This is a genomic window from Paenibacillus sp. GYB003, from assembly GCF_036577625.1.
Lineage (GTDB): Bacteria > Bacillota > Bacilli > Paenibacillales > NBRC-103111 > Paenibacillus_AB.
The window spans coordinates 304,822-319,403 of the sequence record NZ_JARBDC010000001.1 but is presented as its reverse complement, the minus strand read 5'-3'; the positions used below and the strand labels follow the sequence as shown (position 1 = coordinate 319,403).

Genomic DNA, 14,582 nt, shown 5'->3' with positions numbered 1-14,582 from the left:
AGCCAGCTTTTACTCCGTAAAAGCGTCTAGGAGGGTTAGGACATGGTCGACATGAAAGCGAACATTTTGGTCGTCGACGACGAGGAGCGGATCCGGCGGCTGCTGCGGATGTATTTGGAGAAGGAAGGCTTCGTCATCGACGAGGCGGAAGACGGCGAAACCGCTCTCGCCAAAGGAGTGGAGGGCGATTACGATCTCATTCTGCTCGACGTCATGCTGCCGGGCATCGACGGGACGGAAGTGTGCGCCCGGCTCCGGCAGGTGAAGGCGACGCCGATCATCATGCTGACGGCGAAAGGCGAAGAAGCGAACCGGGTGCAAGGGTTCGAGGTCGGGGCCGACGATTACGTCGTGAAGCCGTTCAGCCCGCGCGAAGTCATTTACCGCGTCAAGGCGATTTTGCGCCGCTCGTCGGCGACGGCTTATTTGGCCAAGGACGCGATTCACGCCAGCAACAATATCGTGTTCCCCCATCTCGTCATCGAGCACGACGCGCACCGCGTGACCGCTGGGGGGCAGGAGGTTGCGCTTACGCCGAAGGAGTACGAGCTGCTGCATTATTTGGCGACGTCCCCGGACAAAGTGTTTTCGCGCGAAGATTTGCTCAAGGACGTATGGAACTACGAATTTTTCGGCGATTTGCGCACCGTCGACACGCACGTCAAACGGCTGCGCGAGAAGCTGAACAAAGTATCGCCGGAGGCGGCGTCCATGATCACGACCGTATGGGGCGTCGGCTACAAGCTCGAGGTGCCGAAATAACGTGAAGCTGTGGACATGGAAAAGCGTCGTCGGCAAGCTGTGGATGACCATTATCGGATTGGTTGCCGTTGTTCTCGTGATCAACGGCATCTTTATGGGACAATTTCTCGATACGAATTTCGCCAATTCCAAAGACCAGGAGCGAAGCCTGCAGAAGCTGGCGCTCAAAGTGTCGGGCGACCTGACGCTGCACCGCGACGAATTTTCGTACGTAAACGCGGTCGCCGAGCTGCTGGACGCGCAGGATGCGGCGATGATCGTGCTGAACGACAAGCTGGAGGAGCTCATTCCGGCGTCGAAGGCGACGCAGGTTCCGAAGCTGAACGCCTCGGATTTGTTCGGGCGCGACGAGCTGGGGGAAGTGTTGAACGGCCAAACCGAGCCGTCGATTTATTTCGACCCGATGTCGGGCCGCCGGTTTTTGGCCGTCGCCGTACCGCAGCGGGAAGCCGGCGGCGGCAAAGCGACGGGCGTCGTCATTTTGTATCAGGCGCAGCTGTCGCTCGACTATACGCAGGCGTATTTCCAAAACCTGTTCGTCATCGCCGGCATCATCGGCTTTTTGCTGACGACGCTGTTCGCTTTTTTCTTGTCCGGACGCATTACGCAGCCGCTGCTGCAAATGAAAAAGGCGGCCGATCTCATTACGCTGGGCGAATACAAGACGCGCGTGCCGGTAACGTCGTCCGACGAAATCGGCGAGCTGGCCGTCGCGATCAACCAGATGACCGAGCGGCTGGACGAAACGATCAACGCGCTGAACGAAGAGAAGGAGCATTTGTCGAGCGTCCTGCGCAGCATGACCGACGCCGTCATCACGCTCGACGCGGACGGCTGCGTCGTGCTGGCGAACCCGCCCGGGGAAAAGCTGGTCGCCGAATGGCAGGACATCGGCTGGGAGCAGTCGGAGGAAGGGCACGGACACGGCGGCAAAATGCGGGCGCCGGGGCCGCTGCAGCCGCTGTTCGAGGACGTCGTCCGCAGCGACAAAGACATCGCCTCGATCATCCGCGTGCGCAGCAGCGTGTATTCCGTCGTCATGGCGCCGCTGTACTCGATCGACGGTCTGCGCGGCACGGTCGCCGTGCTGCGGGACGTGACGGAGGAGCATCGGCTCGACAAGCTGCGCAAAGATTTCGTCGCCAACGTGTCGCACGAGCTGCGCACGCCGCTGTCGATGCTGCAGGGCTACAGCGAAGCGCTGCTGGACGACATCGCGGCCACGCCGGAGGAGCGACGCGAGCTGGCCCAGGTCATTCACGACGAGTCGCTCCGCATGGGCCGTCTCGTGAAAGATTTGCTCGATTTGGCCCGCATGGAGGCCGGACATATGGAGATGAATTTCCGGGAATTTTCGCTCGCGCCGCTTATATCCCGCGTCCACCGCAAGTTTAGCGCCTTGTGCAAGGAGCGGGGCATCGCGCTGCGGCTGTCGTTCCCGGAAGCGGGCGTCACGATGCGGCATGCCGACGAAGACCGGCTGGAGCAAGTGCTGACGAATTTGCTCGACAATGCGATCCGCCATACGCCGGAAGGCGCCTGGATCGACATCCGGGTGAAGACGGAAGGCGAGCGGGACGAGGAGGTCGTCGTCGAAATCGCCGACGGCGGCCGCGGCATTCCGCACGAGGACGTTCCGTTCATTTTCGAACGGTTCTACAAAGCGGACAAAGCGCGGACGAGAGGGTCGTCGGGAGGAACGGGGCTCGGGCTCGCCATCGTCAAAAATATCGTCGACGCGCATCAGGCGACGATCGAGGCCGAAAGCGAGCTCGGCAAAGGGACGACGTTTACGATACGCATACCGAACCGGAAATAGCGCATAAAAAGACCGTCGGGGACGATTCCCCGACGGTTTTTCCATTAGCCTCCGCATCGGGGCGAATGCCGCCCGCATTCGCTCCGATGCGACTCGTTTTGCCAGCGCATTCGGCGTTTTGACGAACGGCGCTGTTGAACGATCGCGACAAATCTTGTTGTACGTGAAACAATTCCTTCACGCCCGCTGCCGTTACCCGTTCAGCGTAATTTCCCGCACCCGCTTGATTTCCGGCAAAGCGGCCAGCTGGTCGAGCACCGGCTTCGGCGCCCGCTTGTCGATCGTCAGCACCATGATCGCCGAACCGCCGACGTCGGTCCGTCCGACCTGCATCGTCGCGATGTTGACGTCATTGTTGCCGAGCAGCGTACCGACGCGGCCGATTATGCCCGGTTTGTCCATATGCGAGATGAGCAGCAGATGCCCTTCGGTCGGAACGTCGACCGGGTACGGGCCGATTTGCACGATCCGTTCGCCGAAGCCGGCGAGCAGCGAGCCCGACAGCCAGCGCTCTTCGACCTTCGTTTTGAGCGAAATCGTAATCCGGTTCGCGAAACCTTGCGTCGAAATCGACTTTTGGACGACGATGTTGATGTCGCGCTGCTTCGCCAAATGCATCGAGTTGACGGCGTTCACCTGTTCGGCGCCGAGATGGTGCGACAGCACGCCCTTCAGCACGTACCGGGTGAGCGGATTCGTGTCCAGGTCGGCCAATTCGCCGGAAAAGTTGATCGTAATTTCGCGTACGGCGCCGTCGGTCATCTGCGCGAGCGAGTTGCCGAGCTTCTCGCAAAGCTTGAAGTACGGCTGGATTTTGTTCAGCAGCTCGGCCGGAATCGGCGGCATGTTGACGGCGTTCTTGAACGGCTCGCCGCGCAAAATGTGAAGCACCTGCTCCGAAACGTCGATCGCCACGTTTTCCTGCGCCTCGACCGTCGACGCGCCCAAGTGCGGCGTCACGATAATTTTCGGGTGGCTCAAAAACGGATGATCGGCGGCCGGCGGCTCGTGCTCGAATACGTCGAACGCCGCCCCGTGCACGATGCCTTCGTCGATCGCCTCGACCAGCGCGTATTCGTCGATGATGCCGCCGCGGGCGCAGTTGACGATGCGCATTCCTCTTTTCATGACCTCGAACTGCTTTCTTCCGATCATATGATGCGTTTCGTTCGTCAGCGGAGTGTGAACCGTCATGAAGTCGGCGTTACGAACGATATCGTCGACCGTCGCGAGCTTGATGCCGAGCTTCTCCGCGCGCTCCTCGGTCATGAACGGGTCATAGCCGAGAACGCTCATGCCGAAGGCGATGGCGCGTTTGGCGACCTCCGACCCGATGCGGCCGAGCCCGAGCACGCCGAGCGTTTTGTTGCGCAGCTCGACGCCGAGGAACGATTTGCGGTCCCATTCCCCGCTTACCGTCTTCCTGTACGCTTGCGGGATATGGCGGGCGAGCGCCATCATCATCGCGAACGTATGCTCGCAGGTCGTGATCGTATTGCCGTCCGGCGCGTTGATGACGACGATGCCGAGGCTCGTCGCCGCCTCCAGGTCGATATTGTCGACGCCGACGCCCGCGCGGCCGATCACCTTCAAATTGGCGCCCGCTTCCATAATCCGGCGCGTCACTTTCGTCTGGGAGCGAACGAGCAGGGCGTCGAATTCGCCGATGACGGCGACCAGTTCGTCCTCGCCAAGCCCCGTCCGCTTGACGATCTCGACATCGTTTGCGTCGGTCAGCTGCTGCAATCCCAAATCGCTGATCGGATCCGATACTAGCACTTTGTACATGGTCATGCTCCTCCTTGATGGTTCGTAATCAGTATGAGTCAAACGAAAGCAAAAAACTCCCGCCCCATACGGCTTCTAAACCGTATGTAGGGACGAGAGTATCGTTCGTGTTGCCACCCTAGTTCGCCGCGCGTTCGCACGCGCCGCCTTTGCAGGTCCGGCTTGTCGCGGGACCCGAGCGTTAACGGGCTCGACCGGCTGCGCTTGGCTTCCCGGGAAGTTTCACGCATCGACTCGGGGAGTGGATCGCAGGACGAACGCCGCCGATTCGCAGCGACCATCGGCTTTCTGTAGGCTTCGTTTCTACTATTCTCCGTCATTGTCGTTGAAGAATTTCATTTTTTTCTACTGTACCACGACGCGATCGGACGTGTCAATGAATTTTGGACACATTTGTGACAGCGAGAAGACACGGAAAACGGTTACGGTCAAATTTTGGACACAATTCGTTCCCGTTCGCGCTTCCATCCGTTCGGGCCGGCGTCCCGCACTTGAACTCGCGTTCGATTTTCGCTATCTTCAGGTAAGGATGCGATTCGACAAACGAAGACCGTGCCGCGGGAACCGTTCCGGACCGAAACCGAAACTTACTTGTTTTCGTAGAAAAAGGGGAGCTGGGGCATCGTTTCTCCGGCATACCATTTGTCCTTGCCCGATATGTAATCGCCTTTGCGGGCCGCGTTCGTGTCGGCGAGCATTTCGACAATCGACTGGACGTCGGTCAAATTCAACTTTTTCGCCTGGCCGTTCGCGATCATTTCGTCGATCCGCACCGTCAAATCTTGCGGGTACAGCGGCAAAAATTGGTTCTGCTTCAGCAAGACGGACGAAACGGCGGCGTTTTTCACGTTCAAGCTCATCTGGCTCCAGTCTTTCGTCGTGAACGAGGATTGTCCGAGCAGACCCGCTCCTTTCGGCTGCGGCTCGATCGTTTCGTTCCATTTGACGATCGACTCGTAAAATTGCTGCTGTCCGAGCAGCGAAAACTTTTTCGCTTCGCGCGCGTACGGGTCGTTCTCGATGTCGGCGAGCAGCGCCGCCGGATGGGTCGCGTTCGCCTTCGCCTGAAGCTTTTTGGCCGAATCGGCGAACAGCTTGAGCCCCTTCAGCAAGTTTCGGTGCGCCTCGACGAGCAGCGGCGACGTATCGGGCGTCGATGCGCCCGACAGCTCGGCATATTTGTCGTCCGCCGCCTTCGACAAATTTTTCATGACGGCCGCGGCGTCGGCCGTTCCGCCCTGCATTTCGAGCTCTTTCAAATGGTCGAACCAACGGTTCGAAAATTCGCGATAGGGCGAGTAAATCGTATGGTAAAACGAGACGAGAACTTGCTGATCGTAGGCTCCGGGCTTTTTGGACGCTTCCTCCTTCTTCGACATCATGGCGGCGAATTTCGTCTCCGCGCGGCTTTGGCCGATTTGGACTCCGAAGAAGAAGGCGCCGGCGACGCAAACCAACAGGAAGACGAAGGCGAGAGAGAAGAAATAGTCCGTTCGGTTCATACGCTTATTCATGACATAACTCCTAGACTGTATTTTTTGTTACTAAATTATAGGTCGAATTGCCCGAAATGTGAATCGAGCCGTCGCCCCGGAGGGAAAATGAAAAAAATAAACTTCAAACATATACGCATCCGCAAAATCGACCCGAGCGAGCTCGACGACCGGATGCTGCTGGCCAATTTGTATTTGACGCAGGCGATTACGTTTATTATCGGCATAACGGTCGTTTTATTTCAGTCCCAATCGCTGATCGGGCTGCTGCGGCTTCCCGACCGGTGGTCGGCTTACGGCTGGGCCGTCCTGTTCGCGGCCGCGGTCCTGCTGTTCGATCTGCTGATCGCCCGCTGGGTGTCCGAGGAAGTGACCGACGACGGCGGCATCAACAAAAAGCTGTTCGCCGCCCGTCCGCTCTGGCATATCGCGCTCATTTCGCTGGTCGTCGCCGTATGCGAGGAGCTGCTGTTTCGCGGAGCGATCCAGCACGCGTTCGGCCCGTATTGGACGAGCATCGTCTTCGCCGCCATCCATGTAAGGTATTTGCGGCATTGGCTGATGACGGGAATGGTGTTCCTGATCAGCTACGGTCTCGGCAAAATGTATATGCTGACCGGTTCGCTGTGGACGCCGATCGCCGCCCACTTTTTGATCGATTTCGTGATGGGATGCGTGATACGTTACGGAAAGGAAGGAAAAGATGGAGAAAGCTGACCATTCCCGAACAAGCGCGAAGCCGCTGCCGGAGGACGACGAAATGCGCCTTCCGCCGAGGCGGGTCATCCATTCGACCGACAGCGCGAAGGCGACCCGGATTTTCCACGCCAGTCTCGTCGTGCTGCTTGTCTTGCTGGCGGCCGGCATTATTTTTTGGTATCAATTTTACGGGCAATGATGCGAAGTCCCGCCTTGCGACGGGGCTTTTTTTCGTTTCCGGCCCCGCTGCCGCGGCTCCGGCAAGAACAGGCCGCTGCCTGATTTTGTACGAATGCCGCGTCTCCCGAACGGGGAAGCTACGAAAGGAATTCAATTTATCGATACAGGAGGGGATTGCGATGAGGATGGGCGCATTTTTGCTGGGCGGATTGGTCGGCGCGGCTTGCGTCATGTATTTGAACCGCAACAATTCGTGGTCGTTCGCCGGACTGTCGAGCGGCGCCCGCGAATTCGCCGGCAAGCGAAGCGGAGCGTTCGCGGATTCCGCCCAAAAAGTCGGCTCGGCATGGAACGAGTCCGGTCTCGACGAAGTGGAAAAGATGATTCAGAAAGATCCGGCGGTCAAGCATGAGGTCGACGAAATTTTAAGCGAGTCCGGCAACAAGTATATGACCCAGTGACCGGTCCGGCCGGCCATAAGTCCGTTTTCCGATGGGAGACGGGCTTTTTTGGCCTGTTACATAAGCATGCGGAAGCATCGGCGACGGCGGCGGCGGATTCGAGTCCCGCCCGGGATTTTTGCCGCAGGACAGTCGATTAAAACGAAGTTTTAAGTGGCATCGCCACCCAAAACGTGATAACATGGAGTATACATGCCCGTGAGATTCAACTCACCATTTATCGCATCGTATCATACTCTGTATCAGAGGTGGGAGGGAGGTCCTGTCATGAGAATTGAACGCCTTAGTGTAGATAAGATAAGGATTTTCCTGACATTTGACGACCTGACGGAGCGCGGTATCCAGAAAGAGGACATGTGGCGCGAAATTCCGAAAGTCCACGAGCTGTTCAGCGAAATGATGGAGCAAGCATACACCGAACTCGGCTTCGATGCGTCGGGACCGCTTGCGGTGGAAGTTTTTGCGCTGCCGGCCCAGGGGATGGTCGTCATCGTGACTCGCGGCAAAGTGCAAAACCCGGCCGACCCGGTCGACGAGGAAGAAGCGGAAGAAGTTTACGAGATGGAAGTGACGCTCGAGCAAAGCGACGTCATCTCCTATGCGTTCCACGACTTCGAATATTTGTTGAAGGCCGCCCACGTCGCGTCGCGCATCGGCGTTTCCGAAGGCGTCCTTTATTCCTATAAAAACAAGTACATTTTGCAGATCGATCCGGAGGAGATGGAGGAGCCGCTGTACCAGGCGCTCATCGCCATACTGTCCGAATACGGAGACGCCACCTCGGTTACAACCGCAGTGTTGGACGAGTATGGCAAGCGAATCATAAGCGAATCCGCGATCCGCACGTTGTGCGACCATTTCCATAACTAAACGGCCGGTCCGTCGGCATAGGTCCGAAAGCGCGCAGCATCTTCGAAAACGTTCGTTTTTGCGGATGCTTTTTCCTATGTTTGCGGGAAGGGCACTAAGGGGGGACGACGTATGGAGTGGCTGTCGGTCATTACGGCGGCCGTGGCGCCGGGATTTGCGCTGCTTGCTTACTTTTACTTGAAAGATCGGTATGACTCCGAGCCGATCCATATGGTCGCCCGCGTCTTTTTGTACGGCGTGCTGCTCGTATTCCCGACGATGGTGCTGCAGCGGACGCTCGTCCTCGGTTTCGGCGACAATCAGCTTCTGTTCGCCTATTTCATAACCGGGACCGTCGAGGAGTTTTTCAAGTGGTTTATCGTCTATTATGCGATCTACAAGCATACGGTATTCGACGAGCCGTACGACGGGATCGTTTACGCGGTATCCGTTTCGCTCGGCTTCGCCACGCTGGAAAACGTCATTTACGCGCTGCTTCATTCGTTTTCGTTCTCGGCGCTGCTGTTCCGCGCTTTTTTGCCCGTATCCGGCCACGCGCTGTTCGCGGTCATGATGGGCTATTATTTGGGCAAGGCGAAATTCGGCAATCCGCGGCACAAGACGAAGCTGCTGCTCGCCTCGCTGCTCGTCCCGATTTTTTGGCACGGCACGTTCGACTATATCTTGATGCAGACGAAAACGTACTGGCTGTGGCTGATCGTGCCGCTCATGGTGTTTTTGTGGGTCCGGGGCATCGGCAACGTCAACCGCGCGAACGCCAAGTCGCCGTTCCGTTCCGTACGCCCCGAGGAAGAGGTTGAAATATAACGAAACGGGTTATACTTCCGGTATATAACGAAAACACCGGTCCGGAGGAATTTGAAATGATAGGAACGCGAGTGAAAGTGTCGATCCGCTGCAAACGTTGCGGGGAACGTTTCGTGCTGCGCGGCAAACAGGAGAAAGGGCGCATCGAAACCGGGTTCAAGCAATGTTTGTGCAACAACCAAGCCGACTTCGATATCGAACCGATGGAATAGCGATACCGGCGGGAAGCCTTGCTGCGGCAAGGCTTCTTTTTTTGTTCGGCGGATGCGAAATTTTGGGCGGCGTCCGATGCATAAAGATTCGACCGCGGCGAAAACTAGTCACAAATGTGGCAATGGAAGGGAGCGAAAGGAGCATGTACAAACGGCTAAGCGCCGTCCTGTTTCCGGTCATGACCGTTTTATTGGTCGGAGCGGTACTGTGGGGGTATCAAGTCAACCAGGAAAAAAATTCGATTTTGATCAAGGCGGAAAACCAATACCAGCGGGCGTTTCACGATTTGTCGTACCATGTCGACAAGCTGCATACCGAGCTCGGCAACACGCTGGCGCTGAACTCGAACTCGTACGCATCGCAGCGTAAAGGTCTCGTCAACGTATGGCGCATTACGAGCCAGGCGCAAAACGAAATCAACCAGCTGCCGTTAACGCTGCTGCCGTTCAACAAAACGGAGGAGCTGCTGAGCAATATCGCCAACTTTTCCTACAGGGCGGCCGTCCGCGATTTGAACAAGGAGCCGCTGAACGAGGACGAGATGAAGACGCTCACCGCGCTTTACGAGCATTCGAAACAGATTGCGACCGACTTGCGGGACGTCCAGTCGAAAGTTATCGCAAACAGCCTGCGCTGGATGGACGTCGAGGTCGCCCTCGCCTCCGAGGAAAAAAAGCTCGACAATACGATCATCGACGGCTTCCAAACGGTCGACAAAAAAGTGAGCGAGTACGAAGAAATGAACTGGGGACCGTCCATGACGGCGATGTTCGAAAAACGGACGTATTCGGCGCTGTCCGGCCCCGACGTCACCGAGGACGACATCCGGAAAAAAGCCGAGGAGGTCATGAACGGCCGTCCGCTCGCGGACGTCCGGGTCGTGGAAAACGGCGCGGGCACCGAATACAACTCGTTCAGCCTGTCGGGCAGAAACGAAAGCGGCGGCGAAGTGACGATGGATTTCACGAAAAAGGGCGGCCAGCTGATCTGGTTCATGAATCCGCGCAGCGTCGGAACGGCGCAGCTCAGTCCGGAGCAGGCGCGCGACGCCGCCGCATCGTACCTGGAAGCCCACGGATATCCGGGAATGACGCCGGTCAGCTACGACACGTACAACAATGTCGCCAGCCTGACGTTCGCGGGCCAGCAAAACGACGTCGTCATTTACCCGGAAAAAGTTACGGCGAAAGTGGCGCTCGACAACGGGGAAGTAATGGGCGTGCAGGCGGCCGATTATATATTCGAGCATAAAAAACGCGAGACGAAGACGCCGGCGATGTCGGTCGAGCAGGCGAGAAAATCGCTGCACTCGAACTTCCAGGTCGCAAGCGACCGGCTGGCTCTGATCAAGAACGATATCGACCAGGAAGTGCTCTGCTATCAGTTTACGGGACGCGTCAACGGATCGACGTACCGAATCTATATAAACGGGGATACGGGAGCCGAGGAAAAAATCGAGGAGCTTCGGCAGGCGGACGCCGGAGTCACTTCCTGAAAAAGCGCGATACGAGGAAAGGTCGCCCGGTTGGGCGGCTTTTTTCCCGTTTCGGCGTCCTCGGTTCCGGCGCCGGTTCCGCCGCCGCAAAATAGTTGTTCTCTCGCGTCCGAGGCATGGTATAATGGGACCAGTTTATCATTCCTAGGCCATAAGTAGGATCGGGAGGTCCGTCGCGTGCTTCCAAACGTGAATCAATTTTTATACATCCAAGTCAATTCCATCGATCCTGAGGAAGCTCGGCAAGAGTACAAGTCGCGTATCGCGGATATTGGCCCGAATTACATATCCATGGAAGTTCCGCTCCACGTCGGTACGGGGAAGCTGAAACGATTGTACGCGGGCGATCAGATCAACGCTTATTATATGACGGACGGCGGCGTGAAGCATTATTTCAACACGTTCGTGCTCGGCTTCAAGGAGGAAGCGATTCGGCTCGTGCTGATCAAGCCGCCGGAGCCGGATCATATTACGAAAGTGCAGCGCCGCAACTTTTTGCGCGTGCCGGCCGATCTGGAAATCGCGGTCAAAGTGACCGAGCAAATCCGGTTTATCGGCGTGACGAACGATGTGGGCGGCGGCGGCGTTTCGCTGCTGTGCGAAAGCCGGATCCCGGTCAAGGAGCGCGAAACGATCGAGAGCTGGCTGCTGCTTCCGTTTCGGAACGGGACGATCGAGCATGCCCATTTTAAAGGGGAAGTCGTCCGGATCAAGCCGACCGACAACGGGAAGCTGATTCTGATGGTTCAATTTACCGATATCGCCGACGTCGAGCGGCAGCGCATCATCCGGTTCTGCTTCGAGCGGCAGCTCGAATTCCGTAAACGGTGACGGTCGCTTGCGAGCGAATGAACCCGGATGCAGGTGGGCATACTGCTACGCAAAAACGAAAGCGGTGGCGATGAAGCGATGCCCGACGATGCGAACCATACGGAATCGAACGAAGCGGAGCGGACGCCTTCCGCCGCATCCGATTACGAGAAGCTGTTCGTCTTGTTTTCGAACCGGGCGGAACGGCTGCTTCGCGGCGCGATCTGGACCGGTCTAGCGCTGCTCGTCGCAGCCCAGCTGCTGCTGGCCGTGCCTGCGGTTCGAGCATGGATGGTGAAGGTCGAACGGCTGGAAGGCGTTCCGTTCGAACGAGCCGGCTCCGGCGGCGGGCCGTAATTTTTTTGCAACGATGGTCGCGGTGTGTTATAATTTTCATCGATAATGCAGGCATGGCCTGCTTTTTTCCAATTCATCGACGAAAACGACCCGAAGTCGCAAGGAGGACGCTTTCCGTTGGACAAATTCAATATCGCGATCGACGGTCCCGGAGCCGCCGGGAAAAGCACCGTAGCCCGGCTCGTGGCGAAGCAGCTCGGATTCATTTACGTCGATACCGGGGCGATGTACCGCGCGGTTACGTGGAAAGCGCTTCAAACGGGACTTTCCCCCGACCGTCCCGAAGAGCTGGCGCGGATGGCGGCCGCGCTGCGCATCGAGCTCCATCCGGGCGAGCATGCCCAGCAGGTGCTGCTGGACGGATATGACGTGACCGACGTAATCCGCTCCGTCGCGGTTACGCAGCATGTGTCCGCGGTAGCGGCGATTCCGGAAATACGCCGCCTGCTTGTCGCCAAGCAGCAGGAAATGGCGCGCTCCAAAGGGGTGGTCATGGACGGGCGCGACATCGGGACCCATGTGCTGCCGGACGCCGAGCTGAAAATATTTTTGACCGCCAGCGTGAAAGAGCGGGCCGAGCGCCGATATATGGAAATGAAGGCGAAAAACGAAGACGTCACGCTGGAGCAGGTCGAGAAAGAGATCGCCGAGAGAGACCGAATGGACGAGCAGCGCGCCGCTTCGCCCCTCGTGCAGGCGGAAGACGCGATTTTGCTCGATACGAGCGGAATGTCCGTATCCGAAGTCGCGGAGCGAATATTGTCGCTGGCGAAATCGGCGGCCGGCAAGGGGATTCGATAATATGTCGTTGTACCGGGTCGGCAGAGTCATTTGCCGCATGTTTTTCAAATCGTTGTACCGATACGAGGCGTCCGGGCGGCATAACGTGCCGGAGGACGGAGCGGTCATTCTGTGCTCGAACCATATCAGCACGCTGGACCCGCCGTTCGTCGGCACGCCGCTGAACCGGAAGGTGCATTTCATGGCCAAAGCGGAATTGTTCAACATTCCGGTGTTCGGCCGGCTCATAGCAAGCCTCGGAGCGTTTCCGGTGAAACGGGGGGGCGTCAGCAAGGAGTCGATCCGTCACGCGCTGCAGCTGCTCGGCGAAGGCGGCGTGCTGGGCATTTTCCCGGAGGGCACGCGCGGCGGCGGGGGCATGGGCAAGAAAGGGGCGGCAAGCCTCGCGCTCCGTTCCGGCGCCACCGTCATCCCGGTCGCGATCATCGGCGAGTACAAGCCGTTTCGCAAAATGAAAATCGTGTACGGGGAGCCGGTCGATTTGTCCCGCATCCGGGAGGAGTCGAATTCCGATTCGCTCGAACAAGCAACCGAGCATATTATGGCATCCATAAGGCGGTTGAAGGAAGCCCATACGCGCTGACGCCGGCCGCCGGCGACGAATGCGGGCCCGCGCGTTGATTCGCGCGTATGGAAATGGTATCTTGGAATTATACTATGAAATATGGTTGACTAGCAGTTAGGGTTGTCAGTCGAGGAGGTAAAACAAATGTCGGAAGAAATCAAAGTACAAGAAAACGCGGAAGCCCAAGACCAGGGCCAGGAAATGCTCAGCGTGGTCGCCTACAAGAAGGGCGATGTCGTCAAAGGAAAAATCGTTAAAATTGAAGATAATCAGGCCATTGTCGATATCGGTTATAAATACGACGGCATCATTCCTTTGAAAGAGCTGTCCAACGTAAGCGTGGACAATGCCGCCGACGCGGTGCAGGTCGGCCAGGAAGTCGAGCTGAAGGTGCTCAGCCTGGACGACGGCAAAGAGAAGCTGCTGCTGTCCAAACGCGCCGTTGACAGCGAGCATTCGTGGGCCGAGCTGCAAACGAAGCTCGAGCAAGGGACGATTATCGAAGCGCAGGTGAAGGAAGTCGTCAAAGGCGGGCTCGTCGTGGACGTAGGCTTGCGCGGCTTCGTTCCGGCCTCGATGGTCGAGCGTCATTTCGTCGAAGACTTCTCGGATTATAAAGGCCGGACGCTTCGCTTGAAGGTGAAAGAGCTCGACCGCGAGAAAAACAAAGTCGTCCTTTCGCAAAAAGACGTGCTCGACGAAGAGTTCGAGGCGAACAAAAAGAAACTGATGGGCGAGCTGACGGTCGGCCAGCAATTGGAAGGAACCGTGCAGCGTTTGACGCAGTTCGGCGCGTTCGTCGACATCGGCGGCATCGACGGTCTCGTGCACATTTCCGAAATGGCTTGGCATCATGTCGAGAAGCCGTCGGAAGTCGTCTCGGAAGGCGACAAAGTCCGCGTGCAAGTACTCAAGGTCGATCCGGAAAACGACCGGATCAGCTTGAGCATTCGCGCGACCCAGCCGGGTCCGTGGCAGCAGGCTGCCGACAAATTCCAGCCGGGCGAAATCGTCAGCGGCACGGTGAAGCGTCTCGTCAGCTTCGGCGCGTTCGTCGAAATCGCTCCGGGCGTCGAAGGGCTCGTTCACATTTCGCAAATCGCCCATCGCCATATCGGCACGCCGCACGAAGTGCTCAAGGAAGGGCAAGAAGTGAACGTGAAAATTTTGGACTTCAACCCGGCCGAAAAACGCGTTTCCCTCAGCATCAAGGAAACCGAAGAAGCGCCCGAGGCGCCTGCGAAACCGGAGCGCGAACGGAAATCCGATCGCGGCGGCTCGCGGTCCGGCGGCCACAACGAACCGATTCCGCCGCGGGAAAGCCTCAGCATGACGCTCGGCGAGCGGTTCGGCGACAAGCTCAGCAAATTCAAATAATACCGATCGAAAGACGGCTTCTTCGCGGAGCCGTCTTTTTTTGTTGCCTCGCGCCGCTTAAAATGGGCGGGATTCACAAATACTA

General features: G+C 57.7%; 16 protein-coding genes. 14 read left to right on the top strand and 2 right to left on the bottom strand.

Features of this window, described 5'->3' with window-relative positions; all coding sequences use genetic code 11:
- Nucleotides 1-42: 42 nt before the first annotated feature.
- On the top strand, nt 43-762 hold the full coding sequence (locus tag PV407_RS01560; RefSeq protein WP_332088092.1) for a response regulator transcription factor: 720 nt from the start codon (nt 43-45) through the stop codon (nt 760-762).
- Between the two features lies 1 nt (nt 763).
- Nucleotides 764-2,581 (top strand): ATP-binding protein, encoded by a 1,818-nt coding sequence (locus PV407_RS01555; RefSeq protein WP_332088091.1) that lies wholly within the window; start codon nt 764-766, stop codon nt 2,579-2,581.
- A 192-nt stretch (nt 2,582-2,773) separates the two neighbouring features.
- On the opposite strand, the gene serA is transcribed toward PV407_RS01555, so the two are convergent.
- Nucleotides 2,774-4,369, bottom strand: coding sequence for a phosphoglycerate dehydrogenase (gene serA, locus PV407_RS01550; RefSeq protein ID WP_332088090.1), 1,596 nt, complete (start codon nt 4,367-4,369; stop codon nt 2,774-2,776).
- A gap of 587 nt (nt 4,370-4,956) precedes the next feature.
- The gene (locus PV407_RS01545; protein ID WP_332088089.1) at nt 4,957-5,883 is read right to left on the bottom strand and encodes a hypothetical protein; all 927 of its coding nucleotides are present in this window, start codon (nt 5,881-5,883) and stop codon (nt 4,957-4,959) included.
- An 87-nt stretch (nt 5,884-5,970) separates the two neighbouring features.
- Between PV407_RS01545 and PV407_RS01540 the strand changes: the two genes are divergently transcribed.
- From PV407_RS01540 to rpsA, 12 genes are all read left to right on the top strand, one after another.
- A complete protein-coding gene (locus PV407_RS01540; protein WP_332088088.1) occupies nt 5,971-6,579 on the top strand; it encodes a CPBP family intramembrane glutamic endopeptidase in 609 nt (202 codons plus the stop codon).
- Complete coding sequence (locus PV407_RS01535; RefSeq protein WP_332088087.1) at nt 6,566-6,760, top strand: hypothetical protein; 195 nt, start codon at nt 6,566-6,568, stop codon at nt 6,758-6,760. The genes PV407_RS01540 and PV407_RS01535 overlap by 14 nt, the downstream gene beginning before the upstream one ends.
- 160 nt (nt 6,761-6,920) lie before the next feature.
- Nucleotides 6,921-7,202, top strand: coding sequence for a hypothetical protein (locus PV407_RS01530; RefSeq protein ID WP_332088086.1), 282 nt, complete (start codon nt 6,921-6,923; stop codon nt 7,200-7,202).
- Between the two features lie 267 nt (nt 7,203-7,469).
- Complete coding sequence (locus PV407_RS01525) at nt 7,470-8,072, top strand: genetic competence negative regulator (protein ID WP_332088085.1); 603 nt, start codon at nt 7,470-7,472, stop codon at nt 8,070-8,072.
- 111 nt (nt 8,073-8,183) lie between these two features.
- On the top strand, nt 8,184-8,879 hold the full coding sequence (prsW, locus tag PV407_RS01520) for a glutamic-type intramembrane protease PrsW (protein ID WP_332088084.1): 696 nt from the start codon (nt 8,184-8,186) through the stop codon (nt 8,877-8,879).
- Nucleotides 8,880-8,935: 56 nt separating this feature from the next.
- Nucleotides 8,936-9,091 carry a hypothetical protein gene (locus PV407_RS01515; protein ID WP_332088083.1) on the top strand — a complete coding sequence of 52 codons (156 nt, stop codon included), beginning with the start codon at nt 8,936-8,938 and terminating at the stop codon, nt 9,089-9,091.
- A 143-nt stretch (nt 9,092-9,234) separates the two neighbouring features.
- Nucleotides 9,235-10,587 carry a germination protein YpeB gene (ypeB, locus tag PV407_RS01510; RefSeq protein WP_332088082.1) on the top strand — a complete coding sequence of 451 codons (1,353 nt, stop codon included), beginning with the start codon at nt 9,235-9,237 and terminating at the stop codon, nt 10,585-10,587.
- A gap of 177 nt (nt 10,588-10,764) precedes the next feature.
- Nucleotides 10,765-11,418, top strand: a complete 654-nt coding sequence (locus PV407_RS01505) for a flagellar brake protein (RefSeq protein WP_332088081.1) — start codon at nt 10,765-10,767, stop codon at nt 11,416-11,418.
- 78 nt (nt 11,419-11,496) lie between these two features.
- The gene (locus PV407_RS01500) at nt 11,497-11,754 is read left to right on the top strand and encodes a hypothetical protein (protein WP_332088080.1); all 258 of its coding nucleotides are present in this window, start codon (nt 11,497-11,499) and stop codon (nt 11,752-11,754) included.
- A gap of 117 nt (nt 11,755-11,871) precedes the next feature.
- Nucleotides 11,872-12,555, top strand: coding sequence for a (d)CMP kinase (gene cmk, locus PV407_RS01495; protein ID WP_332088079.1), 684 nt, complete (start codon nt 11,872-11,874; stop codon nt 12,553-12,555).
- Nucleotide 12,556: 1 nt separating this feature from the next.
- Nucleotides 12,557-13,138, top strand: coding sequence for a lysophospholipid acyltransferase family protein (locus PV407_RS01490; protein WP_332088078.1), 582 nt, complete (start codon nt 12,557-12,559; stop codon nt 13,136-13,138).
- 126 nt (nt 13,139-13,264) lie between these two features.
- Nucleotides 13,265-14,497, top strand: coding sequence for a 30S ribosomal protein S1 (gene rpsA / locus PV407_RS01485; protein ID WP_332088077.1), 1,233 nt, complete (start codon nt 13,265-13,267; stop codon nt 14,495-14,497).
- Nucleotides 14,498-14,582: the final 85 nt, after the last annotated feature.